The following is a 26,366-nucleotide window of genomic DNA, read 5'->3' on the forward strand; positions in this document are numbered from 1 at the left end:
GTCTCGTTCCAGTCGCAGGGACTCGGGGGTCTCGTCACGGGCGGGCGGCCCTGGCGGCCTCCCCTACTCGAGGGGAGAGCCGCTCCGGGGGAAGGCGTGCGCCCTGGGAGGGAAGCGCCGGCGAGCCCTGACCGCCCGCCGGCGTCCCGGCTCATTTGTTGATGCGCTCGACATCGGTGAGCATCTGCTGCCAGGCCTGGTCGCCGTTCTGCTTGCCCTCCTCGACGCGGTTGATCGCGTCCCGGATGGCGGTCTGGATGTCGCCGGCGCGCGGGCCCTGGTACTGCGGCTTCAGGTTGAGTGCCGCGGTGGTGAAGATCTTGCCGATCGGAGCGTCGTTGAAGAACTCGTGCTTCAGCCCGGTGACCTCAGGCTTCTCGTAGGTCTCCACCGTGGACGGCAGGATGCCGTGCTTGCCGAACACCTTGATCTGCTGCTCGGGCGCGGTGAGCCAGGCGATCAGCTCGACGGCCTCCTTGGCGTGCTCGCCCTGGGCCGGGACGGTCAGGTAGGAGCCGCCCCAGTTTCCGCCGCCGCCGGGGATCGCGGCCACGTCCCACTTGCCGGCGAACTCCTTGGCCTGGTCCTGGATCTTGGCGAGCATCCAGGCGGGGCAGGCGATCGTGGCGAACTGGCTCTTGGCGAATCCGGTGTTCCACGCCGGGGAGCTGCCGACGAGCTTGGCCGACTGGCCGTCGGCCACGGCCCGCAGCACCTGGTCGTAGGCCTCGCGCACCTCGGGATTGCTCGCGACCACGACGTTGTCGGAGGTGTCGTAGTAACCGACGGCGGCCTGGCCGACGATCGCGTTGAAGATCTGCGCGGCCCCGTCGAAGAACGCGGCGCCCTCCGGCTTGGTCGCGGTGTACTTCTTGCCCGCCTCCAAGTACGAGGCCCAGTCGGGCCAGAGCTTGGAGACCTCGTCACGGTCGGTGGGCAGGCCGGCCTTCTCGAACAGATCGCGACGGTAGCACATGGCCAGGCCGCCGACGTCGGTGCCGTAGCCGATCTGCGCGCCGGTCTTGGCGACGGACGCCTCCCACTTCCACGGCAGCCAGCGGGCCTTGAGCTGCTCGGCGCCGTGCTGGTTGAGGTCGACGAAGTGCTGGGGTTGCTCGCGGAACCGGGCGATGAAGCCGGTGTCGATCCCCTCGATGTCGGCTGCGCCCTGCCCGGTGGCCAGGTGCGCGGCGAGATTGCGGTGGTGGTCGTTATAGGCGGAGGTACGCTCCACGATCTTGATGTTCGGGTGGGCGGCCTCGTATTCGGTATAGAGCTCCTTGAAACCCATGTTGCCGAAGAGGTTGAGGGTCAACGTGATCTTCTCGTCGCCCGAGGCGGCCGTGGAGGGGTCACCTTGCTGGGAAGCGCAGCCGGCGGCGAGCACTCCGGCGGCCGCGATCGCCGCGATGACGCGCAACTTTTCCGAGAACACAGGGATTCCTTCTTCCTGACAGGAGCGGGGAAGGTCCCAGAGATGCGAGGCGTACGCGACCGCGGGCAACGAGCGGTGACCAGATTTCACATAACGTGAAACCTCTCTGTCAAGTCACGGAAACATAACTCGAAACGATTTCCAGCGACGACCTGGAAATCGGAACGATCCGGGGATTACGAATTCGGGAAAGGGTTGACGGGGTCGGGGTCGGGGGTTACCTTCCCCTGTAACCGGTTACATGAAACCGGTTACAGAGGTGCGATACCGTACGGTCGTGGCAACGATCAGAGACCTGGCCCGCCAGTGCGGCGTGTCGGTGGCGACAGTCTCCCGCGTGTTCAACAACCCCGAGGTGGTGACCCAGGAAACCCGTGACAACATCCTGCGCGTCGCCGCGCGCATCGGCTACCTGCCGAACGAGTCCGCGCGGACCCTCGCCACGAAGAAGTCGTACATGGTCGGCCTCATCTGGGACACCGACCATCGGCGCCCCGGCTGGCGCCACCCCTTTCTCCAGGAAATACTCATCGGCCTGAAAACCGCGCTGAGCGCGCGGGGATATCACCTTCTGATGCTCGCCACGAGCGACGAGGAGGACGGCCATCTCCGCGCCGCGAGAAGACACAATCTCGACGGCGTGGTGTTCATCGACAACGGCACCCGAGACCCCGCCCTCATCCGGCTCGCGGAGTCCGACGTGCCCTGTATCTCACTGGACCGCCCGGCCACCGGCCCCCGGACGACGTACGTCATCTCCGACAACGCGGGGGGCGCGCGCCTCGCGGTGAACCATCTGCACGAGCAGGGCAGGCGGGCCATCGCGACGATCGCCGGTCCCGGCCGCACCCGCCCCGGCACCGAGCGGCTCACCGGATACCGTGACGCGCTCGCCGCGCTCGGCCTGCCCGCGCGCGAGGAGTACGTCGTCGAGGGCGACTTCTACCTGGCGGGGGGGTACTCGGCGATGCGGCGCCTGCTCGCGCTCGACGAGTGCCCCGACGCCGTCTTCGCCGCCGGCGACGAGATGGCGATCGGCGCCATCCGCGCCATCACCGAGGCCGGGCTCAAGGTCCCCGAGGACATCGCGGTGGTCGGCTTCGACGACATCGAACCGGCGGCGCTGCTCCAGCCCGGCCTGACCACCGTCGCTCAGGACAAGGCCGGGTTCGGCGCGGCCGCCGCCACCGCCCTGATCTCCATGATCGACGCCCCTGCCGCCGCGTCGCCCGCACCCAGTGTGCTGCCCACCACCCTGGTCGTCCGGGGCACGACGGCCCCGCGTCCGTGACTCCGGGCACCCGGGCGGGGTCACGGATGGGGTCATCTATGCATAGTTGATTATGGGGTGATACGTCTATTTCCTGTGACCCGACGATTCCACGAGCTCGACGCGCTCCGCGGCTTCGCGGTGTGCGGGATCATGCTGGTCAACACCTGGCAGCACACCCGCGACCACCTGAAGAACCCGGGCCAGAACGCGGTCGACTGGGCGATCGACAATCTGCTGCAGAGCAGGTTCTACCCGATCTTCTCCTTCCTGTTCGGGCTGAGCTTCGTCCTCTTCCTCCGCTCGGCGGCCGAGCGGACCGAGAGCCCCCGGGCCGTGCTGCTGCGCAGGCTGGCGGTGCTCGCGGCCCTGGGCGCGCTCCACCAGATCGTCAACCCCGGCGAGGTGCTCCTGCCGTACGCGATCTTCGGGGCGCTGGTCCTGCTGCCCGCCTCGTTCTTCCCGCAGCCCGCGGTGGTGCTGCTGGGCGTCGCCCTCACCGCCTGGGCGGTACACCAGGGCGGCGGGGTGATCCTCATCCCCGGGCTGTTCGTGCTGGGCATGGCCATGATGGAGCGACCGCCGCCCGAGTGGCTGCTGCCGTTCGCGTTCGCGGCGAGCGTGGTGCTGGGTGTGGCGCTCACCTGGCTCTGGGTACGCATCGCGGGCGATCCCGTCCTCTTCGACCGGGCCGTCTACCCGGCCGCCGGGCTCGCCGCCGCCACGGCCTACTGCACCGGGCTGCTGCTTCTGCTGCGGACCCGGCTGCGTGACCCGCTGCTGGCGGCCCTGGCGCCGCTCGGCCGGATGGCGCTGACCAACTACCTGATGAGCACACCGGTCATCCTGCTCTTCCTGCCACTGCTCACCTCCGATGCGACCCGGCTGGCCGGTGTGGCGCTCTCGGTCGCCGTCCTGGCGCTTCAGGTGCTGTTCAGCCGGGCGTGGCTGGCCAGATTCAGGTACGGACCACTGGAATGGGCGTGGCGGAGCCTCACGTGGATGGAACGAGTGCCGAACCGACGGATAGGGTCACACCCGTGACGCGCATCGCCCTCTGCCAGATCCCGGTCTCGGAAGACCCCGCCGCCAACCTCGACCGTGCCCGCACGGCCCTCGGCGAGGCCGCCGCGGGCGGCGCCGAGCTGGCGATCCTCCCGGAGGCCACGCTCACCCGGTACGGCAGGAGAATCACCGACCTCGCCCAGCCGCTGGACGGACCGTTCGTCACCGGGCTGGCCGAAGCCGCACGGGAGCACGGTCTTTCGGTGATCGCGGGGGTGTTCGAGCCCGGTGATCACCGGGTCCACAACACCGCGGTCGCCATCGGCCCCACCGGCTCGATCGAGGCGGCCTACCGGAAGATCCACCTCTTCGACTCCTTCGGCGCCCGCGAGTCCGAGCTGGTCGCGCCGGGCGACACGCCGGTCGTGGTGGAGCTGGCCGGGCTCCGGGTGGGCCTGGTCACCTGCTACGACATCCGTTTCCCCGAACTGACCCGGGCCCTGGTGGACGCCGGGGCCGAACTGTTCGCGGTGATCGCCGCGTGGGGTTCCGGGCCGATGAAGGAGGAGCACTGGACCACCCTCGTCAGGGCCCGGGCGATCGAGAACACCACCTGGGTCGCGGCCGTGGGTCAGGCCCCTAATCCGGAGGCCCGCGACAACTTCGGGATCGGCCGGAGCATGCTGGTCGATCCAATGGGGGTGGTACGTACCGATATGGGCCCCGGACCCGGCGTACAGATATGCGAATTCGACTCCCAGATCACGATTGCCACCCGGAATGCCCTGCCGTGCCTGGAACACCGGCGACTCCGGGCCGGTGGATCGTAAAATGCCGACCGTGAGTGATCCACCTGGGCGTAGAACGCAGATGCAGAAGGTCATACCGCCTCGGCTGCTCGTGCCCTATCTGGCCGGCAGACGCACCGTGATCTCCGGGTACGTGTACCGGGTTCAGGACTGCGCGCGGCTGACCACCCCCGCTCAGCTCTTCGCCGGTCTCGACCTGGGGTTCGACGGCTCGGAACTGACCGCCACCGTCCCGGAGATCTATCTGATGCGCTGGTACGCCCGCGACATGGACGCCTACGTCGTGCCATACGGCCCGCACATGGGCGGTGACTGGAACGATTCACCGCCCTTCGCCGGGAACGGCTTCACCACCTCGCGGGATCACGTCGTGCCGCAGTTCCACACCACGCCCATGCCGATCCCCGCCGGGGCCGAGATCATCCACGTGACCGACGGCGAGGAGCGCCTCTTCGGCCGCTACGACGGCCTGAGCTGGCGGCCCGCCTCATGAGCGCCGAGATCGAGCCGGTCGCCTCGGGGTTCGCCGCCCACTACTCCGGCCGGACGTACGCCGCCGCCCTCGGTCCGGGTGCCACCGAGGTGGTGCTGTTCAACGAGGAGGCCCAGAAGGGCTTCGAGGCGGCCTCCGGCTACTGGCGGCTGGTCGTCGCGCGCGAGGACCTCGACTGGCTGGTGCTGGTCCGCACCGTCGGGGCGTTCGGCGGCGAGCCCTGCCTGGTCCTCGACGTCTCCGAGGAGAACGGCGAGGAGAGCCTGCACATCGCCTACACCGGGCACAGCGGGATGAAGGCCGAGGCCCTGGGCTACTGGATGGTCGACCACGGGGCGTACGAGGTGGTCGTCCCCCGCGACGAGGTCTTCTCCGTACGGATCGAGCGCCTGCCGGTCTCGCTCACCCCGGCGATCTCGGAGCCGTGACCTCCCCGCGCGCCTGACGCCCGCCTGAGGGCTCCCAGGTGACTGTCAGGCCCGGAGGCCCGCCGCCGCCCGCTCAGCCCACGCCGAGCCGGCGGTAGCGGGAGAGCCTGGCTGCGAGGCGGTCCGCGGGGGGCTGCCCCAGCAGGGTCGCGATCTCGTACTCCAGTGCCCGCGAGACCCGGCGGCAGAACGCCTCCGGCTCGTAGGCGGCGTCGGGGAACTCCGGGATGATCCGGTCGACGAGGCCGTCCCGGCGCAGGTCCGTGGATCTCACCCCCTGGGCCTCGGCGATCTCCGGGGCGAAGTCGACACTCCGGTACAGCAGCGCCGACGCCCCCTCCGGGGAGAGCGGCGACAGCCAGCCGTGCTGGGCGCAGAGCACCCGGTCGGCGGGGAGCAGCGCGAGGGCGGCGCCGCCCGCGCCCTCCCCCAGCAGCAGGCAGACGGTCGGGGCGTCGAGCATCACCAGGTCGGCCACGGAGTGGGCGATCTCGGCTGCCAGGCCGCCCTCCTCCGCCGCCCTGGAGAGCGCGGCCCCGGCGGTGTCGATCACGGTGACCAGCGGCAACCCCAGCTCGGAGGCCAGGCGCATCCCCCTCCTGGCGACCCGGAGCCCGGCCGGGCCGAGCGGGGCGTCGATCCGCTGGCCCCGCCGGTCCTGGCCGAGCACGACCGCGGGGACCTCTCCGAACCTGGCCAGGGCGAGGATCAGCCCGGGGTCGTGCTCGCCCACACCGGTGCCGTTGAGCGGGGTGGCCTCGGCGGCTCCGAGCTTGAGCAGCGCCCGCACACCGGGGCGGTCGTCGCGGCGGGAGCGGCTGATCGCGTCCCACGCCTGGACCACCGGGATCCACTCGTCCGGCTCGGGACCCGGATCCAGCCCCTCACGGGGGGCGCACAGCACGGCGAGCACCCGCGTGGCGACCCGCCGGGCGTCCTCAGCCGACACCACGGCGTCGACCAGACCGTGGGCGAAGAGGTTCTCGGCGACCTGGACACCCTCGGGAAACGGGTAGCCGTGCAGCGCCTCGAACACCCTCGGCCCCAGAAACCCGATCAGCGCGCCCGGCTCGGCCGCGGTGACGTGCCCCAGCGAGCCCCAGGAGGCGAAGACCCCACCGGTGGTGGGATGGCGCAGGTAGACGACGTACGGCAGGCCCGCGGCGCGGTGCGCGGCCACGGCGGCGGTGACCTTCACCATCTGGACGAAGGCCACCGCGCCCTCCTGCATCCGGGTGCCGCCCGAGGCGGGGGCCGCCAGCAGCGGGAGCCGCTCGGCGGTGGCCCGCTCGATCGCGGCGGTGAGCCGTTCGGCGGCGGCCACCCCGATCGAGCCGGCCAGGAAGGAGAACTCGCACGCGACGATCGCCACCCGGCGCCCGTCGAGCAGGCCCTCCCCGGAGACCACCGCCTCGTCGTATCCCGTCCTGGCCCGGATCGCGGCCAGTTCCTCGGCGTACCCCGAGCCGGGCAGGGAGGGATCGGCGGGCGGCTCGTCCCACGAGAGCCAGGTCCCGGGGTCCAGGAAGGTGTCGATCAGGGTCCGCGCGTCGGGTCGCGCCTGGCTCATATCCGCGCTCCGCGAGGGATCCGCCTGCCTGTCAACGCTCACGCTCCCTCAGCCAGGCGAGGACCTCGTCGTTGTGCTCGCCGAGGGCGGGCGGGGCGGTATGGCGCATGGGAAGGTCGCCGTCGAAGCGGAGCGGCGGCCCCGGCAGCTCGATGGTGCCGAGCACGGGGTGGTCGACCTCGACGACCAGCCCCTGGGAACGGGTCTGCTCCCAGGCGTAGACCTCGTCGATGGACCTGATCGCCCCGGCGGGTACCCCGGCCTCGCCGAGCGCGGCCAGCCAGTGCGCCCTGTCGTGCTTGGTGAGCCTCCGCTCCATGTCCGCGATCAGCTCATCCCGATGCGCAAATCTTTCCCTGTTCGTGGCATATTTCGCGATATCTGGATCTATCTCCAGCAGGGCGGCGACCTTGCGCCACTGCGCGTCGTTCGCCACCGCGATCTGGATCATCCCGTCGGCGCAGTGGAAGGCCCCGTACGGGGCGATGGAGGCGTGCTGGTTACCGTTGGCGACGGGCACCTGGCCGCCGACGGTCCAGGCCGTGCCGTGGTAGGAGTGCACCCCGGTCACCGCGGCCAGCAGCGAGGTCCGCACGACCTTGCCCCGCCCGGTCCGCTCCCGCTCGTACAGCGCGGCCAGCACGCCGTAGGCGCCGTGGATGCCGCCGAGCAGGTCCGCGATCGAGGCGCCCACCCGGTACGGCTCGTCGGCCGACGGGCCGGTCAGGCTCATCAGCCCGGCCTCGCCCTGCGCGATCTGGTCGTACCCAGGCCTGCCGCCCTCCGGGCCGTCATGGCCGAAGCCGGTGATCGACAGGATGACCAGGCGGGGGTTGAGCTCGTGCAGCCGCTCGACGGGGAAGCCCAGCCGGTCCAGCACGCCGGTGCGGAAGTTCTCCACCAGCACGTCGCTCTGCCGCACCAGGCGCTCGATCAGCGCCTTGCCCTCGGCGGACTTGAGATCGAGGGCGATCGACTGCTTATTCCGGTTGGCCGCCAGGAAATACGTTGAAATATCACCTTCAGGACCTACGAAGGGCGGGCCCCAGCCCCGGGACTCGTCACCTCCCCCGGGATGCTCCACCTTGATCACCCGGGCACCCAGATCGCCGAGCATCTGCGTGGCGTGCGGACCCGCGAGCGCACGAGAGAGATCGAGGACGACGATGTCGCCGAGTGCTCCCTGCAAGATCAACCTCCGATGCGTGGCGGCCGGACCCGGCCGGAGGAGCGCTTCCCCCGTGCCCGGCCCGCTTGCCGTGAGACTGGCACGATACCCGGACGAGGGAATCCCATGATCTCCCATACCGCCGTCCGGCGAGACGATCGGGGGGAGGTTATGAGGAAAACGCCGGACCGGAACGGAGCGCTACCGTGTCCGCGTCCCCCGCAGGTGGCCCACCTCGTTGAAGATCTCGGGCCTGGACCCGCGCCACACCGAGACCGAGGCGTTGCCGACCGGTGCGAACGCCTCGACGGAGGCGATCGGGATGTCCTCGATCACGTGCTTGAGCATCAGCACGACGGAGTCGTGCGCGACGATGAGAACCCGGCGCCCGGCATCCCCGGCACGCAGTTCCCCGTGCACCTCACGTACCCGGTCTGCGACATCCTGGAAGCTTTCCCCCTCCGGCGGCCGGAAACCACCGTACAGACGAGCCACCAGGTTCTCCGATTCACCGGGAAACCTCTCCCTGAGGGTCCATGCCTACAGGAAAACGCCTTCTCCTCCCCTGCGCAAGACCGGCTGATCCCGCGAACCGGCCGCCCGGCCCACAGGCCGCGGCGACGGTCCGACGGAGCCGGAACATTCGAGAACCCACCGCGCCCCGTCCCCGGGCGAAGGTCGGCTCCGAAGAATCCCGCGATGCCCGGCGGCGGACGAGCGGACATGAGACGAGCCGGGGCCCGCACCCCGAAAGGTGCGGGCCCCGGCCCTCGCCGTGCTGGTGCTACGTCAGACCGGAACGATGTTCTCGGCCTGCGGGCCCTTCTGGCCCTGCGTGACGTCGAAGGAGACCTTCTGGCCCTCCTGCAGCTCACGGTAGCCCTGGGCGGCGATGTTGGAGTAGTGAGCGAAGACGTCGGCGCCGCCGCCGTCCTGCTCGATGAAGCCGAAGCCCTTTTCCGAGTTGAACCACTTCACGGTTCCCGTAGCCATAACTTTCTCCTTCGATAGGGGGCAGAGCCGGAACCCGCACCGCGCGGACCCCGCGTCGCCGCGATGAGCCCATCCGGAGATGACCGGGAAAACAAAAATGCACCTGAAGGTCATCCGTCAGGTGCACACAGAGTTTCATGGGTACCACAACCGCAACTGCTTCCAGATTAGCACCTCCGCGGCCCGGCACACCAACTCGTCGCTCCCCCTCCTCCGGCGGGCTGCCGGAGGAGGGGGAGCGATCGCCGGTACGGGCCGGCCATGGTCCTCAGGGCCGTCGTAGCAGGGTGTCTCTCATCTCCCGATCGACCCGATACGGACCGTGAGGCGAGGGGTGACAGCCCGGCCTCACCTCTGCCGGGGCTCCCGGTGCGGGCGGTACCCGAGGAGGGCACCCGCTCGGCTACACCAGGTCCACCTCCGCGTACGGCAGGCCGCCGGACAGGGACGGGAAGCCGGGGCCCCGGTCGAAGAAGGGCGCGTCGGCGACCAGGACGCGGAGTTCCGCGCGGCGGATCCCGGTGGCCTCGGTGTCCACCTGGGGGTCGTCCTGCGAGCCGGACAGGATGACCCCGTAGTCGTCGCGGGCGCCGTCCGGCGAGACCTTGCCGTCGCGGACGTCGGCGGCCACCAGGGCGGGGTCGCGGTCCAGCGGAGAACCCCAGCCGCCACCGCCGGTGGTGCGGACCCGGATGATCTCGCCGGCGCGGACCGGCGAGTCGTCCACCAGGCCCTCCATCTCCCTCCCGTCGATCTCCACGACGAAGGGTTTCCCGGCCCGGCCGCCGTTCACCCCCCAGCACGACAGGATCGAGCGGTCGGCGATGGACATGAACGAGGCGTCGCGGAGCATCCGCAGGTGCTTGTCGTAGCCGAGACCGCCCCGGTAGAGGCCGGGGCCGCCGGAGTCGCGGGCCAGGCCGAGCCGCTCGACCCGGAAGGGCCAGCGGGACTCGGCGAACTCGACCGGGATGTTGCGCGAGTCGGGCACCACGTGGATGGTGTCCTCCCCGTCCGCGTACCACCGGCCGCCCGAGCCGCCGCCGAGGACCTCGCGCATCAGGTACGGGGTGCCGTCCAGGCCGTCGCCGTAGACGCCGGTGTAGCGGATGGTCTCCTGGTCGGCGGGCATCCGGCCGCCGGTCGCCTTGGCCAGCACCCCGGCCAGCACCCCCAGCAGGCGCAGGATCACGAAGGTACGGGCGTTGGTGGGGGCCGGGAAGATGGGGGTGAGCAGGGTGCCCTTCTGGGGGAATCGCATCTCGATGAGGGGCACGACGCCCTCGTTGACGTCCAGTTCGGCCATCCGCTCGGGGGTGTCGGCCAGGTTGCGCAGGATCGGCGCCAGCCACTTCTTCAGGAACACCCCGTCGGCGTAGTCGCCCGCGTGGTTGATCGGCCCCTTGGCCTGCGGTGAGGTGCCGGTGAAGTCGATCACCAGCGGCACCGGCGCGGAGTGGTCGACGGTGAGGGTCATCCGCTGGGTGTGCAGGCGGGGGGAGTCCACACCGTCGTGCTCGGCGTAGTCCTCCCACACGTGGGTGCCCTCGGGGATCTTGGCCAGCAGTTCCCTGCGGAACGTCTCGGTGGTGTTGGAGATGATCGCGTCGAAGCACGCCTCGACCGCCTCGCGCCCGTACCGGTCGAACAGCTCGCCCAGCCGCCGCGCGCCCATCAGGCAGGCCGAGCACTCGGCGTCCAGGTCTCCGGCCAGCGAGTCGGGCATCCGCGAGTTGCGGGTCATGATGGTGAGCGCCGCCCGGTTGGGCACGCCCTCGTCCCAGAGCTTGATCGGCGGGACCATCAGCCCCTCCTCGAACACGCTGCGCGCGTTGCTCGGCATCGAGCCGGGCACGCCCCCGCCGATGTCGTCGTGGTGACCGAACGCCTGCACGAAGGCGACGACCTCCCCGCCGTGGAAGACCGGGACCGTCACGCACAGGTCGGGCAGGTGCCCGATGCCCCCCTCGGACAGGTAGACGTCGTTGTGGAAGAACACGTCGCCGGGCTTCATCTCGGCGATCGGGAAGTCCCTGACGATCGGCTGGACCAGCGCCGAGTAGGACCTGCCGGTCAGCTTGCGCAGCCGTACATCGTGGATGCCCGCGCGGAAGTCGTGCGCGTCGCGGATCATGGGCGAGCGGGCGGTGCGCGCGATGGCCGTCTCGACCTCCATCTCCACGGACGCGAGCGTCCCCTCGACGATCTCCACCAGCACCGGGTCGGCGGCGCTCGTCGATTCAGCCGTTGTCCGCCGCACGGCGCACCTCCAGGTTTCCGAACTCGTCCATGGTCGCGGTGAAGCCGGGGTGGACCGGCAACGTGGAGCCGTACTCCTCGATGACCGCGGGACCGCTGATCTCCGCTCCGGCCGCCAGGTCGGCGCGGCGGTGGATCGGGGTGCCGCCCCACTCGTCGTAACAGACCTCGCGGAAGGTGACCGGCTCGGGCCGGCTCGTACCGTGCGGCCGGCGTCCGATGGCGGGGCGGGTGATCGGGCCGATGCCGGAGACCCGGAGGTTGACCCACTCGACGCCGTGCCGGGGGTCGTCGCGGTAGCCGTACCCGTAGAGCTTGTGGTGCTCGGTGTGGAAGCGGTCCAGCACCTCGGCCTGCCACGCCTCGTCCAGCGGTCCGGCCGGGGCCGTCACCCTGACCTCGTAGGCCTGGCCGAAGTAGCGCAGGTCGGCGCTGCGCGCGTAGACGTGCGCCTCTGCCGCGAAGCCCTCGCGGTCCAGGGCGGAGGCCGCCTGCCCCTCCAGCTCACCGAAGATCTCCGAGGCGGCCGCGAGCGAGAGGTCGCGGGTGACGAAGGTGCGCACGTAGTCGTTCTTGACGTCCACGGTGAGCAGCCCGAACGCCGAGACGTTGCCCGGGTCGGGCGGGACGATCACCGAGGGCAGGCCGAGGATGTCGATGAGCCGGCAGACCAGCAGCGGTCCTGAGCCGCCGAAGGCGACCATGGGGAAGTCGCGCACGTCCAGGCCGCGCTTGACGGTGATCTGGCGGATGGCGTTCGACTGGTTGAACGCGCTGATCTCCAGGATGCCCGCCGCGGTCCGTTCGGGAGTCAGTCCGATCTTGCCCGCGAGCGCCTCGATCCCCTGCCGGGCGGCGTCGGCGTCGAGCGGGATCTCCCCGCCGAGCAGGTGTGCCGGAACCCGGCCGAGGAAGACGTGCGCGTCGGTGACGGTGACCTCGGTGCCGCCCCGGCCGTAGCAGAGCGGTCCCGGGTCGGCCCCCGCGGACTTGGGCCCGACCTTCAGCGTGCCCTCCGGCGAGATCCACGCGACGGAGCCGCCGCCCGCGCCGACGGTCACGATGTCGATCATCGGGATCTTGCAGGGGTAGCGGCCGATGCTGCCCTCGGTGGTCAGCGACGGCTCCCCGTCGACGACCACCGCGACGTCGGTCGAGGTGCCGCCGCCGTCCAGGGTGATCACCGAGGGGTGCCCGGCGGTGGCGGCGATCAGCGCGGCGCCGAGCGCGCCCGCGGCCGGTCCGGAGAGCACCGTGGTGATCGGCTGGTGCACCACCTCGGCCGCGGAGAGTACGCCGCCGTTGCTCTTCATGACGGAGAACGGCAGGCCCTCGCCCGTACCCGCGGCGCTCGTCTCCAGACGCTGGGCCAGGTTGGCGATATAGCGGCGCATCGTCGGTTTGACCGCGGCGTCGACCAGCGTGGTGACCGAGCGCTCGTACTCGCGGTACTCGCGCAGCACGTCGCACGAGATCGAGACGACGGCATCCGGGTGCTCCCGTTCCAGGACCTCCCGCATGCGCACCTCGTGGGCGGGATTGGCGTACGAGTGCAGGAAGCAGACGCCGATCGCGGTGATGCCGCGGTCACGGAACCACCGGGCCACCTCGACGGCCTGCTCCTCGTCGAACGGCCGCACCTCGGCCCCGGTGTGGTCCAGGCGCCCGCCGACGGTCCTGACCCGGTGCACCGGGACGATGCGGGGCGGCTTCACCCAGAAGTAGGAGTTGCCGTAGCCGTCGGGCACGCTCTGACGGGCGATCTCCAGGATGAACTCGAAGCCCTCGGTGGTGACGAAGCCCAGGTCGGCGATACGGTCCTCAAGGAGCTGGTTGGTGGCGACCGTGGTGCCGTGCACCACCGCCGACACGGCTTCCAGGGTCACCTCCTCGGCCCCGGCCGCCTTTCTGAGGACCTTCCGTACCCCCTCCATGAACCCGTCGGCGGGGTTGGCGGGGGTGGAGGGAGTCTTGGTCGTGGTGATCTCACCGGTCTGCTCGTCCACCGCGACCACGTCTGTGAACGTGCCCCCGGTGTCGACCCCGATACGGACGCTGCGCATGCCCCCGTGTCTACCCAGTCCCGGCGAATCCGCAAATCGGCGGACCCTGCCGAAGCTACGGCCGATCCTTGGGCAGTGTTGGCGGGAGCGGAGGGGCGAGTACCGGCGGACGGCCGTGGCCGCAGGGGCCGGACCCGGCCGCGGAGACGCGAAAGGCCGGCCCCGCCGGAGGGTGTCCGGAGGCCGGCCCGCCGCGGATCCGCGGTGCCCGTCCTAGCGGCGCCGGGGACCCATGGTGGTGTTGATCACCGAGTCGGCGTCATGCGCGTGGACCTTGGCGGCGAGGCGGATGGCGATCTCGTTCGTACGGCGCAGCTCGGCCTCGACCCTGTCCTTGCCGGACTGGCCGATCTGCACGCCGAAGTAGGCGCCGATGATCGCGCCCGAGACGCCGACGAGCCCGGCGAACGGCGCGGTCGTGTCGCCCCCGCGAAGCGTGATCACCGCGAAGCCGATCAGGATGACCACGAGCCCCACGATGACGACATAGAACCCGTACCGCCAGCGAGCCGCCTCGGCCTGGGCGGCGACGGCCTCGTCCTCGCTCATCATCGCCGCGAGCGCCACCGGTATCTCCGCGGTCTCCGCGGAGGGACCGGAGGTCAGGGTGGCCGGGGTCTTGCCGAGGGGTGGAGCGGTCTTGTTGGTGGTCGTCACTGGTTCTCCCACTTTCCGATATGCCAAAGGGAATCTCCCACGCTTTTCACGGTCAAGCCAAGTCAAGCCCAGTCAGGCTATGTCAGCCAGGGACCACCCACTTCTACCAGCACATCTCCCCTCCAAACCCCTCGCTCGCAGACCGCCACCTCTCAGGCGGACGCCCAAGGATGGACCGTTACAAAACACGAAAATCACGATCTGCGTTCGGAGGCCTCTCCTCCCACCAGGCGACGCAGGCGGGCCTCAAGACGGCGATCGAGGGCGGCCTGCTCCGACCCGTCGGCCGACAGGGCTCTCCCACCGGGCGAGCCCCGTCGCCCCCGGCACCTCGGGGATCGCACGGCCAACGAAATCGACAAACCGGTCACCAGGGGTGGAGATCGCCGACCACGTCAGGTACTAGGCTGGCGCCCCGTGACCGAAACGTCTGCCCTCTCCGCCGTTCCCACCGTCTCCCGGGACGGAGTGCTGCGCTTCTACTTCGGCCCGATGGACTGCGGCAAGTCCACACTGGCCCTGCAGATGAACTACAACCACGGCCGCCAGGGCAGGCGCGGCCTGGTGCTCACCAAACACGACCGCTCGGGCAGCGCGCAGGTCACCAGCCGGATCGGCCTGGGCAGCGAGGCCGTCGAGGTCGACGACGACCTGGATCTGGTGGCCCTGGTCCGCGCGCACCAGCCCATCGACTACGTCATCTGCGACGAGGCGTGCTTCTACACGGTCGCCCAGATCGAGCAGCTCGCCGACCTCACCGACGACTACGGCATCGACGTCTACGCCTTCGGCCTGGCCTCGGACTTCCGCTCGCGGATGTTCCCCGCCGCCCAGCGACTCTTCGAGCTGGCCGACGAGATCAACCGCCTCCAGGTCGAGGTGCTGTGCTGGTGCGGGCGCCCCGGGCGCCTGAACGCCCGGGTGGTCGGCGGCAACATGACCCGTACCGGCGAGCAGGTGGTCATCGGCGACACCGGCGCCGCTCCGATCCGCTACCAGGTCCTGTGCCGCCGCCACCACCGCTCCGGCGAGCTCGGCTGACCTCCCGCGCGAGCCCGGCACCGTCAGACGGCACCGTCAGACGGCGCAGTAACCCTCGTCGTCGCAGGCGTCCCCGCCGGACTGGGCGGCCTTGACCGCCCTGGCGGCCGGTGACCGCCCAGTACGCTCGGCGACCTCTTCCAGAGCGGCGAGCAGGGTGTCCTCGGGCTGGGCGCCGGAGACGGCGAACTGGCCCTCGAACAGGAAGAGCGGCACCGAACTGACGCCGATGGCACGGGCCCGGGCCAGTTCCTCCCGCACCGCCGCCACGCCGTCCGCACCGTCGAGGTCGGCCCGTACGCCGAGCTCGCCGGCCAGCCTGGCGAGCACCTCGCGCGAGCCGACGTCGAGACCGTCGGTGAAGTGGGCCCGGAAGAGCACGTACAGCGCCTCCTCCCCCTTGCCCTGCTCTCCGGCGAGCCGGATGAGGCGGTGCGCGTCGAAGGTGTTGGCCTGGATCGCGTGGTCGAAGTCCAGCACCAGCCCGTCCTCCGCGGCGACCCCGCCCACTCTCCCGAACATCTGCGCGGCCCGCTCGGCCCCGCCGAACTTCTTCGCGGCCCAGGTGAGCGTGAGCTCGCCGTTGGACTTCGCGTCCGGCATGAGCTGGAACGGCCTGAACTCGACCTCCACCTCCCCGCCCTTGGCCCGGTAGCGCTCGACGGCGCGGGCGAAGCGGGCATGGCCGATGTAGCACCAGGGACAGACGATGTCTGAGTAGATTTCAACCTTCACGTACCGCTGCAACCGGTGCGGAGGGCCGCTCATTCCGCGATGTCGCCCGCGGCCGCGGCACCCGGTGGGGCGGAACCGGTCAGTACGGCAGCCGCCTGCCCGCCGGAGTCCGCAGGTCCAGGGTGAGCCGGGCAGCGGAACGTGACCGCTTGCGGAGGTGGATCCGGCGCGTCGTCACCCGACCTACTCGGTCCGCCGGTCGCCGGTCGGCCGCCACGCCCTGGGCGCCGGGACCGGGACGGAAAAGAGCCGCCGGGGCGCCGTCCCCCGGCAAGGGGACTCCTCGGCGGCCACGGGGAAGCCTGGAGCGGTGAACGCTCTCATGCCGCCCCAACGCAGTGGCTGTGATGGGCGGGAATGCCGCGATGGGCGGGAATGCTACGTCCGTCGGGCATAAGCTCCCCGGTGTCCTCGAAGACCACCACGCCGTTGCAGAGCAGCCCCCACCCCTGCTCCGGGTGGGAGACCACGAGACGCGCCGCCTCATGGTCAAAAGCGTCCGCGGACGGACAGGGGGGTATGTGCTGGCACACGATCTTGCTCCGATCTTGATTGGCTGAGGGAAGGGCTCCCCGCTCGGAGGGAGACGGCGCGGACGACCTTCCCGGCCGGCCTCGCACCGGCCTCACGGAATCTCGTCCTCGCATCCACGCCGGCACTTCGTACGTTCCAACGCGACCAGGTTCCGGTGGGTGGCCCCACCGGCGTCACCGCGTCCATCTGTCCGATGACCCGCCCATGACGCGGGATCTCCTACCGGCGTTCCCTGAGCAAACAAGGTGTTAATTTGTCATCTTTTTGTGTTAATTAATCTTTGTCTACACCCGGGCCCGTCGGCCGTCGATAGAGACAAGGCCCTGTCCTGGTAGAGCATTCTTTGCGATGCCGGGTTCCCCTGGCAGCAGGCGGAACCGGCCGGCCGTGACCGTGACCGCGGGGCGGTGGCCGGACGCGACCGGCGCCGGGAGGACGTCAGGGAGCGTAGACGACGGACCAGGGGCGAGGCTCGGGCGACGGTGCCCCCCCGAGGGCCGGCGGCGGCGTTCCGGCGGTGCCGTGCTGGGCGAGGATCTCGGCGGTCAGCACGGCGAAGCGGGCGGCCGCCGGGTGGGCCGACCGTTCCGGCCAGGCGACGCAGACGCCCCGCTGGAGAGGGTCTCCGGCCAGGGGGCGCCAGATCACCCGCGGCTCCCTGCGCGCCATCGCCTCCTGCTCGAACGCCACCCCGTGGCCCGCCAGCACCAGCCCCAGCAGGAACTCCGGGTTGCGCGCGTGCCTGAGCCTCACCGGGGAGAAACCCTTCGTACGGCAGACGTCGAGCAGGTGGTCGTACCAGGCCGGGGAGGTCTCGCGGGGGAAGACGACGAGGTCGTGCCCGGCGAGGTCGGCCAGCTCGATCTCCCACGGCCGCGCCCCTGGCCGCCGCCGCGGCTCCGGTTGTGGTTCCGGTTGTGGTTCCGACCGTGCCGGCGCCGAGAGGGAGGCCAGGGGGGAGGTACGTGGCAGCACCACGCCCAGCGGGATCCTCACGACCGGGCCGTACAGCAGACCGGGGGTGTCGACGGGGTGGTGCACGAGGCCCGCGTCGAGCTGGGCGGAGGCCAGGCGGCGGAGCTGTTCCGGGACCGTGAGCTCATGGAGCTCCAGGTGTAGCCCCGGAGTGTCCTCGGTGACGCGCCGCAGCAGGGCCTGGAGCGTCACAGCCGGGATCTCCGGGGGTACCCCGACGCGGAGGGTTCCCAGCTCGCCCTCACCGGCCTGGCGCATCATCGTCCGCAGGCGCTCCTCGCCCGCGAGGAACCGCCTGGCCTCGCCGACGAGAAGCCGGCCCGCCGCCGTGAGCTCGATCTGGCGGCGCGAGCGGTCGAACAACTCGGCGCCGAGCTCGCGCTCCAGCCGCTGGATCGACTGGCTGAGCGGCGGCTGGGCGATGCCGAGCACCTCCGCGGCATGGCCGAAGTGCAGCTCTTCGGCGACGACGAGGAAATGTCGCAGATGCCGGGAAAGGTCCACGGCGCCACGATAGGCGATCCTGCACTCGCGCCTTCACCCCCGAGACCTTCCCGGGGGCGGTGAGGCAACCGGCCGCCACACGTCACGGGCCGCTGCCGGGTCTGGATAGCGTTGCGGGTGTGTCGACAGAGGAACGGATAGCGGAGATCTTCGCGGCGGCCGGCCTGGATGGCCATCTGCACGCGCTGGACATCACCGGGGGGCGTGAGGTCGGGATACGCGCCGACGAGCAGGTGGTGATCGCCTCGATCTTCAAGGTGCTGCTGGTCCTGGAGTTTGCCCGCCAGGCCGCGGCCGGCCAGCTCGACCCGGCCGAGCGCGTGCTGGTGACGGCCGGGGACAGGCTCGGCGGCTGGGGGACCGCCGGATGCGCGGACGACGTGGAGATGTCACTCCGCGACCTGGCCCACTTCGCCATGTCCGTCAGCGACAACACCGCCGCCGACCTGCTGATGCGCCGGGTGGGCCTGGACACCGTCCAGATGCTGGCCGCGGAGCTGGGGCTGGGGCGCACGCGGGTGATCGGCGGACCCAGGCAGGTGCTGGAGTCGATGCTCGCGGATGTGGGCGCGCGGGACGACGCCGAGTTCGCGCGGATCTTCCCTACCCTGCCCGCCGAGCGGGTCTGGGCGCTGCGGGTCTTCGACCCCGGTCACACGACCTCGAGCACCGCACGTGAGATGACCCGGCTGCTCGGGCTGATCTGGCGTGACGAGGCGGGGCCCCCGCAGGCGTGCGCGGCGGTGCGCGACTACATGGCGCGGCAGATCTCCTGGACGCGGATCGCCTCGGGGTTCCCCCCGGAGGTGCGGGTGGCCGCCAAGACGGGGACGCTGCCCGGCCTGCACATGGAGGCGGGGGTCGCCGAGTATCCCCGTGGCGGGAAGTACGCGGTGGCGGTGTTCGCCAGGACCGAGCAACTGCACGCGACCCGGCGCATCGACGTCGACCTGGCGATCGGCCAGGCCGCCCGGGTCGCCGTCGACGCGCTGCGCGCCGGCCCCGGATGAGTCCCGTTCCCTCGGCGTGAGAGCCCCCGCGGCCTCCGGTCCGCGGCGTCTCTCCGGCGCCGCTGACCCCGGTGAACTGCTCTGATACGTGTTCACCTATGGAAGGCGACGCCCCCGGATCTTGGACGCGGGCGGCCGGGCGATGGTTGGGTCCCATCGAACCGCCCGGACGGCGGTCTCCGGTTCACACCCAGGGAGAGACGTGTCCAGATTCGACAGAAGAGATTTCCTGCGGACCGCGACGGCGGGTGCGGTGCTGGCACCGATGGCCGGGCTCCTGCTGTCCTCGGCCGGCGCCGAGGCCGCCCCCGCGACGCCGCTGCCGGGCAGCGCGAAGGGCGGGGCGAAGGCCGCGGCGACGTTCCGCTGGCTCGGCAACTCGGGCTGGCGGGTGGACGTGGGCTCCTCGACGTTCCTCGTCGACCCGTACGTGACGCGGTTCGACACCGGTCTGTCCTCGGGGGCCTTCAATCCCGTCACCCCGCTGACCGTCGACACCAAGACGATCCGCAGGCACGTGGGCACCCCGAAGACGATCCTGGTGACGCACTCGCACTGGGACCACTTCAACGACGTCCCGTACATCGCCACATCGACCGAGGCCCGGGTGGTCGGCACCACCACGACCTGCAACCTGGCTCTGGCGTTCGGCGTGAAGGACGGCCTGCTCAGCCCGGTGAAGGGCGGGGAGGTGCTGGACTTCGGCGACCACGTCGTCGAGGTGGTGGAGTCGCTGCACAGCCGCAACGCCAACTACTCCATGCTCTTTCCCGGAGAGCTGGCGAGCAGGCCGAAGAGGAGGCCGAAGAACATCTCCGAGTTGCCCGAGGGTGACACCCTGGCCTTCCAGGTGACCGTCAAGGGCGGCCCGTCCGTGTTCTTCATGGGCGGCAGCGACTTCGTCGAGCGCAACCTCGCCGGTCTCGCCCCGGATGTCGCGATGATTCCCACCACCTCGTCGTCCTCCACCTACGACTACGTGCCGCGTCTGCTGCGGGCGCTGAGCAACCCCCGCGTGGTCGTCCCGGTGCACTGGGACAACTTCGAAGTGGCGCTGAAGAACCCGCCGCAGGCCGACGAGAAGTCGAAGAAGAGCCTCGCGGAGTTCGTCGCGACGGTGCGCAGGGTCAGCCCCGGGACAAGGGTGGTGACCCCGGAGTACCTGACGCCGTACACGTTCGGCTGAGGTCCGCGCCGGACCGGAACACCGCGCGGAGCCACGGGGGCCGCCGCGCGGGCCGCCGGAGGGTCCTCTGCCCGCCGTTCGAGCCGAGGTCCGGGCGGCCCCGGCTCCCGGCTCCTCTCAGGAAGGGCCTGGTGGTGCGGTGGAGTCGCGGATCACGAGCCGGCAGGGCATGGTGTGGATGCCGGGGGCGACCTTCCCGTCGATGGCGGCGAACAGGTGTTGCGCGGCCGTGTGCCCCAGCCGTTCCAGGTTCGGGTCGACGCTGGTGAGCAGCGGGCGGGTCTCGGCCGACAGCACCTCCCAGTTGTCGTAGCCGATCACCGCGATGTCCGCGGGCAGGCGCCGGCCGCGCTCCCTGGCCGTTTCCATGAAGCCCGCGGCGATCTGGTCACTACCGCAGAACACCGCGTCGAGGTCGGGCTGCGCCATCAGCAGCATCTCGGCCGCCTGCCGCCCCCACCGCTGGGACCAGGCACCGAAGAGGGTCTCGCCCGCCTGTTCGAGACCGGCCTCGGCGAGCCCCCGCCGCACCCCCTCGGCCCTGTCGATCGCGGCCTTGTAGTCCGTGGGACCGGTGACATGGGCGATCCTGCGCCGTCCGGTGGCCAGCAGGTGCCGGACGGCGAGCATCGCGCCGCCCACGTCGTCGGGCACGAAGGAGACATCGTCGGCGTCGTCGGAGGGACCGTAGGCGTACACCACGGGAACCGGCAGGTCACGGCTGATGGAGGGGCGCGGGTTGGTGCTCTCCCCCACCACGATCAGGCCGTCGACCCGCCGGGACAGGAGCATGCGGACGTGGTGCTGCTCGCGGATGACGTCGCCACGGGCGTCGCAGAGCATCACCGCCATCTCCCCCGCGCCGAAGGCGTTCTCCGCGCCGAGGAGGACGGGGATCCCGAATCTCCCGGCGCTGTCGCTGGTCAACAGGCCGACCGTACGGCTCTGCCCGGTCAGCAGGTTCTTGGCGAGCGCGTTCGGCCGGAAGGAGAGCTGTTCGGCCGCCTCGAGCACGCGCTGCCGGGTGTCGGCCCTGACGTTGTCCTTCCCGTTGAGCGCCTTGGACACGGTGGCGATCGACACGCCGGCCAGCGAGGCCACGTCACTGATGGTCACCGCACGTGACCGCCTGCCAGCCATCTGACGAAATCCTTTTCCTTTTGCCCTGTCAGCAGGATCGGCCATCACGATGGTGGCCACCCAGAGGGTAGCCCTCGGCCTCACCCAATGGCAAGGTCAGCCTCCTGTCAGCAGGGGATTGACAGGACCAGATGTTTCTTTTACGTTTCCGAAAACCTTTTAGTTCTATTTCGCGCGTCGCGGGGGATGCCGGAAGAGGAGAAGAGCATGCAGCCACGCGCCGGGATGGCCGTCATCGCATTGTTAGCGTTAACAACAGTGGCGGCCTGCGGTGGGAGCGAGAGAACCGCCGCTCCCGCCGATGAGGCCACCACGATCACCATGTGGACGCGCGCCGCGACGCAGGCGCAGAGCGAGCGACTGGTCAAGGCGTACAACGCGAGCCACAAGAACCAGGTGAAGCTGACGGTCATCCCGACGGACAACTACCAGCCGCGCATCGCGGCCGCGGCCGGGGCGAAGCAGCTGCCCGACGTGTTCGCGGCGGATGTGATCTTCGTCCCCAACTACACCTCGCAGGGCCTGTACCTGGACATCAGCGACCGTATCGCCGCACTGCCCTACAAGGACAAGCTCGCCCCCTCGCACATCAGGCTGGGCACGCTGGACGGCCGCTCGTACACGCTCCCGCACACCCTGGACCTGTCCGTCTGGTTCTGGAACAAGGACCTGTACGAGAAGGCCGGGCTGGACCCCGAGAAGGGGCCCACGACCCTGAAGGAGTTCGCCGAGCAGGCCACGACCGTCGACGAGAAGCTCGGCAAGGACGGCAAGGTGCACGGCACCTTCTTCGGCGGCAACTGCGGCGGCTGCTACGTGTTCACCTTCTGGCCGTCGGTGTGGGCCTCGGGCGCCCAGGTCATGGACGCCGAGGGCACGACCTCGCTCAACGACCAGGCCGCCATGACGGACGTGTTCAAGGTCTACCGCGACCTCTACGCCAAGGGCGTCACCGGCCCTACCGCCAAGGAGGAGCAGGGACCGACCTGGACCGGTTTCTTCCCCAAGGGGGAGATCGGCGTGATGCCGATGCCCTCGACCACGCTCGGCTCGATGCCGAAGGAGATGAGGATCGGCGTGGCGCCCATCGCCGGCCCCGACGGCGGGGAGTCCACCTTCGTCGGCGGCGACTCGGTCGGCATCTCGTCGACCAGCGAGAACGCCGACGCCGCCTGGGACTTCCTGTCCTGGACGGTCTCCGACGAGGCACAGGTCGAGGTCATGGCCAAGAACAAGGACATCCCGGCCCGCACCGACCTGGCCGACAACAAGTACTCCGCCCAGGACCCGAGGGTGGTGCTGATGAACTCCATGGTCGCCAAGGGACAGACACCGTACGCGCTGCGGTTCGGGCAGACCTTCAACGACCCGCAGGGGCCGTGGCTGCGCCTGGCCAGGGAGGCCGTGTTCGGTGACGCGGGCAAGGTCGCCCAGCTCAACGCCGAGATCACCAAGTCGCTGCAGCAATGACGGTGACACTTACCAGGCGCGACGGGAAGGCGGTGCGGGGGGTCGTCCCGGCACCGCCTCCCTGGTGGCGGACCCGGCGGGCGCAGGGCTGGGTCTACGCGGCCCCGACCGCCCTGATCGTCGGCGTGCTGTTCCTGGCACCGCTGGCACTGGTCGTCTGGATGTCGCTGAACCGCTGGCCGCTGCTCGGCCAGGCCACGTTCAACGCGCCGGACAACTACCTCAAGATCGCCGAAAATCCCCTCTTCCTCGACGCGGTGGGCTTCACGCTGAAGTACACGGCCATCACGACCGTGCTGCTGTCGGCCGTGGCGCTCGGCCTGGCCCTGCTGGTGCAGGAGCGCAGGCCCGGTGTCGGTTTCTTCCGTACCGCGTTCTTCCTGCCGGGCGCGGTCGGCTTCGCCGCGGCGGCGCTGCTCTTCTACGGCATGCTCAACAACGACTTCGGGCCGATCGACCCGATCCTGCGTGCCCTGGGCCTCACCGACGAGCCGGTGAAGTGGACCGGGACCCCGAACACGGCGCTGTTCTCCACGATCGCGCTGGTGCTGTGGCGGTTCGCCGGATTCAACATGCTCATCCTGCTCACCGGGCTGCAGTCGATCCCGGTCGAGGTCTACGAGGCGGCCAGGAGCGACGGCGCGAGCCGCCGGCAGATCTTCACCAGGATCACGTTGCCACTGCTCCGTCCCACGCTCGCGCTGATGCTCGTCCTCAGCGTCACCGGCTCCCTGCTCGCCTTCGACCAGTTCTTCATCTTCACCAACGGCGGCCCGGACAACAGCACGGTCTCCATGGTCATGGTCGTCTACCGCGACGCGTTCTTCCGCTTCGACCTGGGCGGCGCCGCGGCGCTGTCCGTCGTGCTGCTGGTCGCCCTGGTCGCGCTCAACGCCCTGCAGATGCGGGTGCTCGGGAGGTCGAAGTGAGAAGACCGGTGAGAACGCCCTACTACACCACGATGTCGGCCCTGGCGGTGCTCTTCCTGTTCCCCCTGCTGTGGAGCGGCTGGTCCTCCTTCGACGGCGGGGTCGGGAACTACCTGGAGATGGCCCGCTTCGGCGAGGGGGTCGGCACCTACCTGACCAACAGCGTGCTGGTCTCGGCGATGACCGTCGCCGGCACGCTGGGAGTCTCCGCCCTGGGCGGCTACGCCTTCGCCCGTTTCGACTTCCCCGGCAGGAACCTGCTCTTCCTCGCCACGCTGGCGATCCTGATGGTGCCGTACGCGACCATCCTGATCCCGCTCTACGTCCTGCTCGGCTACCTCGGGCTGCAGAACTCGCTGGTCGGGCTCGCGCTCGTCTTCGTGATGTTCCAGCTGCCGTTCGCGCTGTTCATGATGCGCAACGCCTTCGAGGCGATCCCGCGCGAGCTGGAGGAGGCCGCCCTCGTCGACGGCTGCGGCACGTTCCGCGCCTTCGCCCGCATCCTGCTGCGCGCGGTGCGGCCCGCCCTGGTCACGGTCGGCCTGTTCGCCTTCCTGGCCTCGTGGAACGACTTCTTCGCCCCGCTCATCCTGCTCAACGACGGTGCGAGCTTCACCCTGCCGGTGGCCGTGGTCAGCATGACACAGCGCACGTTCGGCGCCGTCGACTACGGCATGTTGCAGGCCGGCGTCATGGTCATGGCCGTGCCCTGCCTGATCCTCTTCATCCTCCTCCAGCGCCACTACGTGCGCGGATTCATGTCAGGAGCCCTGCGTGGTTAGTCCCGTCATGCCCTCGGCGGGGGTACTGTCCCCGCTCGGTCTCGAGGCCGTACGGCTCGCCCCGGGTTTCTGGGGTGACCGGGTGGCGCTCAACCGCGAGGTCATCATCACCCACTGCCAGGAGTGGATGGAGCGGGTCGGCTGGATCGGCAACTTCCGCGGCGTGACTCCCCGGCGGGGCCGGGAGTTCTCCGACTCGGAGATCTACAAGCTGCTGGAGGCGATGGCCTGGTCGGACCACCCCGCCCTGGACGAGCTGGCCGCGACCGTGGCGCGGGCGCAGGAGGAGGACGGCTACCTCAACACCCGCTGGAGCGGGCGGCGCTACACCGACTTCGAGTGGGGCCACGAGCTGTACTGCTACGGCCACCTGATCCAGGCGGGCGTCGCCAGGCTCCGCGCGCACGGCGAGGACACGCTGACCGAGGTGGTCCGCCGGGCCGCCGACCACGTCTGCGCCCGCTTCATGGACACCGAGGAGACCTGCGGTCATCCCGTGGTGGAGACGGCACTGGTCGAGCTGTACCGCGTCACCGGGACCGAGCGCTATCTGGAGATGGCCCGGCGGTTCGTCGAGCGGCGCGGCCGGCCCGCCCTCGGCGAGATCCAGTTCCATCCCGCGTACTTCCAGGACGATCTGCCCGTACGGCGGGCGCGGGTGTTCCGCGGGCACGCCGTACGCGCCCTCTATCTCGCCTGCGGCGCGGTGGACGTGGCCGTCGAGACCGGTGACACGGAGCTGCTCCAGGCGGTCCGGGCACAGTGGGAGCGCACTGTCGCCCGGCGTGTCCACCTGACCGGCGGGATGGGCTCGCACCACTCCGACGAGGCCTTCGGCGAGGACTTCGAGCTGCCGGCCGACCGCGCCTACTCCGAGACCTGCGCGGGCATCGCCTCGATCATGTTGTCGCACCGGCTGCTGCTGGCCACCGGCGACGCGCGCTACGCCGACCTGGCCGAGCGGACCATGTACAACGTGCTCGCCACGGCGGTGGCGCTGGACGGGCGCTCGTTCTTCTACGCCAACCCGCTGCAGGTACGGGTTCCGGCCGAGCCGTGCGAGGGGGTCAACCACGGCGCCGAGGGCGGCCTGCGCTCGCCCTGGTTCGACGTGTCGTGCTGCCCCAACAACATCGCCCGCACCCTCGCCTCGCTCCCCGCCTACCTGGCCGCGGCGGACGGCGACGCCCTGCGCATCCACCACTACACGCCCGGTGAGATCCGCCACGACGGTCTCGCGCTCCGGATCGAGACGGACTACCCCTGGTCGGGCACGGTTACCGCGCACGTCGTCGAGGGCCGGGCCGGCCGGATCTCGCTGCGCGTACCACCCTGGGCCGAGGGCGCGACCCTGACCTACGGCGGCGTGTCGCATCCGGCCGAACCCGGCTACGCCACGGCCGAGGCCGACTGGCGGCCGGGAGACCGGATCCGGCTCGACCTGCCGGTGCGGCCCCGCTGGACCTTCCCCGACCGGCGGGTGGACGCGGTGCGCGGGTGCGCCGCCGTCGAACGCGGCCCGCTCGTCTACTGCGCCGAGTCCGCCGCCGACGAGCCGCCGCTGGCGCGGGTCACGGCGGAACCCCTCGCGCCGGTCGAGCGGCACGTCGACGGAGCCGTCGAGCTGGACGTCCCGGCCGCGCTGACGCCGCCGGAGGACGACGCCTGGCCCTACCGGAGCGATCGGCGGGCGACGACCGGACGGGAGATCCCGCTGCGGCTGATCCCCTACCACCGCTGGGGCAACCGGGGTCCGGTCAGCATGCGCGTGTGGTTGCCGCTGGCCTGACCCGCGCCGTTCCGCACCGCCCCGGCGCCCACCGGTGTCGCCGGCGCGGTGCGGACCGTGCCGGCGACACCGGTGGGCGCCGCTCCGGATCAGGACGCGCGGGCGGGTCGTGGCCATCCGG

23 protein-coding genes and 1 pseudogene are annotated in these 26,366 nt (G+C 70.5%); 12 read left to right on the forward strand and 12 right to left on the reverse strand.

Features of this window, described 5'->3' with window-relative positions:
* Window positions 1-151: 151 nt before the first annotated feature.
* A complete protein-coding gene (locus AB0J58_RS15335; RefSeq protein ID WP_364215418.1) occupies window positions 152-1,435 on the reverse strand; it encodes an ABC transporter substrate-binding protein in 1,284 nt (427 codons plus the stop codon).
* Between the two features lie 277 nt (window positions 1,436-1,712).
* Here AB0J58_RS15335 and AB0J58_RS15340 point away from each other — a divergent pair, with 277 nt between their 5' ends.
* The 5 genes from AB0J58_RS15340 to AB0J58_RS15360 all read left to right on the forward strand — a co-directional run bounded on the left by AB0J58_RS15340 (window position 1,713) and on the right by AB0J58_RS15360 (window position 5,440).
* On the forward strand, window positions 1,713-2,726 hold the full coding sequence (locus tag AB0J58_RS15340; protein ID WP_364215420.1) for a LacI family DNA-binding transcriptional regulator: 1,014 nt from the start codon (window positions 1,713-1,715) through the stop codon (window positions 2,724-2,726).
* 75 nt (window positions 2,727-2,801) lie between these two features.
* Window positions 2,802-3,749, forward strand: a complete 948-nt coding sequence (locus AB0J58_RS15345; RefSeq protein WP_364215423.1) for a DUF418 domain-containing protein — start codon at window positions 2,802-2,804, stop codon at window positions 3,747-3,749.
* Window positions 3,746-4,540, forward strand: a complete 795-nt coding sequence (locus AB0J58_RS15350; protein ID WP_364215426.1) for a carbon-nitrogen hydrolase family protein — start codon at window positions 3,746-3,748, stop codon at window positions 4,538-4,540. The genes AB0J58_RS15345 and AB0J58_RS15350 overlap by 4 nt, the downstream gene beginning before the upstream one ends.
* 10 nt (window positions 4,541-4,550) lie before the next feature.
* Entirely contained in the window at window positions 4,551-5,012 is a 462-nt protein-coding gene (locus AB0J58_RS15355; RefSeq protein ID WP_245651881.1) for a hypothetical protein, read from the forward strand.
* A complete protein-coding gene (locus tag AB0J58_RS15360) occupies window positions 5,009-5,440 on the forward strand; it encodes a hypothetical protein (protein ID WP_364215429.1) in 432 nt (143 codons plus the stop codon). Before AB0J58_RS15355 ends, AB0J58_RS15360 begins: the two co-directional genes overlap by 4 nt.
* 73 nt (window positions 5,441-5,513) lie before the next feature.
* Here the strand turns inward: AB0J58_RS15360 and AB0J58_RS15365 are convergent, their stop codons facing one another.
* The 7 genes and pseudogenes from AB0J58_RS15365 to AB0J58_RS15395 form a co-directional block, all read right to left on the reverse strand.
* On the reverse strand, window positions 5,514-7,010 hold the full coding sequence (locus tag AB0J58_RS15365; protein ID WP_343967306.1) for a carboxyl transferase domain-containing protein: 1,497 nt from the start codon (window positions 7,008-7,010) through the stop codon (window positions 5,514-5,516).
* Window positions 7,011-7,041: 31 nt separating this feature from the next.
* Window positions 7,042-8,199: a CoA transferase gene (locus AB0J58_RS15370; RefSeq protein WP_364215432.1), complete on the reverse strand. Its 1,158-nt coding sequence runs from the start codon at window positions 8,197-8,199 to the stop codon at window positions 7,042-7,044.
* Between the two features lie 180 nt (window positions 8,200-8,379).
* Window positions 8,380-8,697 (reverse strand): annotated as a pseudogene (locus tag AB0J58_RS15375) (histidine phosphatase family protein); the annotation flags it as partial.
* 270 nt (window positions 8,698-8,967) lie between these two features.
* Entirely contained in the window at window positions 8,968-9,171 is a 204-nt protein-coding gene (locus tag AB0J58_RS15380; RefSeq protein WP_350929493.1) for a cold-shock protein, read from the reverse strand.
* Between the two features lie 403 nt (window positions 9,172-9,574).
* Window positions 9,575-11,431, reverse strand: coding sequence for a hydantoinase B/oxoprolinase family protein (locus AB0J58_RS15385; protein ID WP_364215435.1), 1,857 nt, complete (start codon window positions 11,429-11,431; stop codon window positions 9,575-9,577).
* Window positions 11,412-13,493 (reverse strand): hydantoinase/oxoprolinase family protein, encoded by a 2,082-nt coding sequence (locus tag AB0J58_RS15390; protein WP_364215438.1) that lies wholly within the window; start codon window positions 13,491-13,493, stop codon window positions 11,412-11,414. The genes AB0J58_RS15385 and AB0J58_RS15390 overlap by 20 nt, the downstream gene beginning before the upstream one ends.
* A gap of 213 nt (window positions 13,494-13,706) precedes the next feature.
* A complete protein-coding gene (locus AB0J58_RS15395) occupies window positions 13,707-14,150 on the reverse strand; it encodes a hypothetical protein (RefSeq protein WP_343967319.1) in 444 nt (147 codons plus the stop codon).
* Window positions 14,151-14,567: 417 nt separating this feature from the next.
* On the opposite strand from AB0J58_RS15395, the gene AB0J58_RS15400 reads away from it, so the two are divergent.
* A complete protein-coding gene (locus AB0J58_RS15400; RefSeq protein WP_343967323.1) occupies window positions 14,568-15,191 on the forward strand; it encodes a thymidine kinase in 624 nt (207 codons plus the stop codon).
* Window positions 15,192-15,227: 36 nt separating this feature from the next.
* Here AB0J58_RS15400 and AB0J58_RS15405 read toward each other — a convergent pair whose 3' ends face one another.
* From AB0J58_RS15405 to AB0J58_RS15415, 3 genes are all read right to left on the reverse strand, one after another.
* Window positions 15,228-15,959, reverse strand: coding sequence for a DsbA family oxidoreductase (locus tag AB0J58_RS15405; RefSeq protein WP_364215441.1), 732 nt, complete (start codon window positions 15,957-15,959; stop codon window positions 15,228-15,230).
* A gap of 287 nt (window positions 15,960-16,246) precedes the next feature.
* A complete protein-coding gene (locus AB0J58_RS15410) occupies window positions 16,247-16,459 on the reverse strand; it encodes a DUF5999 family protein (RefSeq protein WP_343967327.1) in 213 nt (70 codons plus the stop codon).
* A gap of 439 nt (window positions 16,460-16,898) precedes the next feature.
* Window positions 16,899-17,939: a LysR substrate-binding domain-containing protein gene (locus tag AB0J58_RS15415; protein ID WP_364215444.1), complete on the reverse strand. Its 1,041-nt coding sequence runs from the start codon at window positions 17,937-17,939 to the stop codon at window positions 16,899-16,901.
* A gap of 119 nt (window positions 17,940-18,058) precedes the next feature.
* Here AB0J58_RS15415 and AB0J58_RS15420 point away from each other — a divergent pair, with 119 nt between their 5' ends.
* Both AB0J58_RS15420 and AB0J58_RS15425 read left to right on the forward strand, forming a co-directional pair.
* Entirely contained in the window at window positions 18,059-18,949 is an 891-nt protein-coding gene (locus tag AB0J58_RS15420) for a serine hydrolase (protein ID WP_364215447.1), read from the forward strand.
* Between the two features lie 202 nt (window positions 18,950-19,151).
* Window positions 19,152-20,135, forward strand: a complete 984-nt coding sequence (locus tag AB0J58_RS15425; protein WP_364215450.1) for an MBL fold metallo-hydrolase — start codon at window positions 19,152-19,154, stop codon at window positions 20,133-20,135.
* A gap of 117 nt (window positions 20,136-20,252) precedes the next feature.
* Here the strand turns inward: AB0J58_RS15425 and AB0J58_RS15430 are convergent, their stop codons facing one another.
* A complete protein-coding gene (locus AB0J58_RS15430; RefSeq protein ID WP_364215453.1) occupies window positions 20,253-21,275 on the reverse strand; it encodes a LacI family DNA-binding transcriptional regulator in 1,023 nt (340 codons plus the stop codon).
* Between the two features lie 207 nt (window positions 21,276-21,482).
* Between AB0J58_RS15430 and AB0J58_RS15435 the strand changes: the two genes are divergently transcribed.
* Genes AB0J58_RS15435 through AB0J58_RS15450 form a run of 4 tightly spaced genes read left to right on the forward strand, consistent with a single transcriptional unit; the run spans window position 21,483 to window position 26,245 of the window.
* Window positions 21,483-22,745 (forward strand): sugar ABC transporter substrate-binding protein, encoded by a 1,263-nt coding sequence (locus AB0J58_RS15435; protein ID WP_364215456.1) that lies wholly within the window; start codon window positions 21,483-21,485, stop codon window positions 22,743-22,745.
* On the forward strand, window positions 22,742-23,674 hold the full coding sequence (locus AB0J58_RS15440; protein WP_364215459.1) for a sugar ABC transporter permease: 933 nt from the start codon (window positions 22,742-22,744) through the stop codon (window positions 23,672-23,674). The genes AB0J58_RS15435 and AB0J58_RS15440 overlap by 4 nt, the downstream gene beginning before the upstream one ends.
* Window positions 23,671-24,456: a carbohydrate ABC transporter permease gene (locus AB0J58_RS15445; RefSeq protein WP_364215462.1), complete on the forward strand. Its 786-nt coding sequence runs from the start codon at window positions 23,671-23,673 to the stop codon at window positions 24,454-24,456. The genes AB0J58_RS15440 and AB0J58_RS15445 overlap by 4 nt, the downstream gene beginning before the upstream one ends.
* Window positions 24,449-26,245: a beta-L-arabinofuranosidase domain-containing protein gene (locus tag AB0J58_RS15450; protein WP_364215465.1), complete on the forward strand. Its 1,797-nt coding sequence runs from the start codon at window positions 24,449-24,451 to the stop codon at window positions 26,243-26,245. Before AB0J58_RS15445 ends, AB0J58_RS15450 begins: the two co-directional genes overlap by 8 nt.
* Window positions 26,246-26,366: the final 121 nt, after the last annotated feature.

The organism is Streptosporangium sp. NPDC049644, from assembly GCF_040675205.1.
In the GTDB taxonomy this organism is placed as follows: domain Bacteria; phylum Actinomycetota; class Actinomycetes; order Streptosporangiales; family Streptosporangiaceae; genus Streptosporangium; species Streptosporangium fukuiense.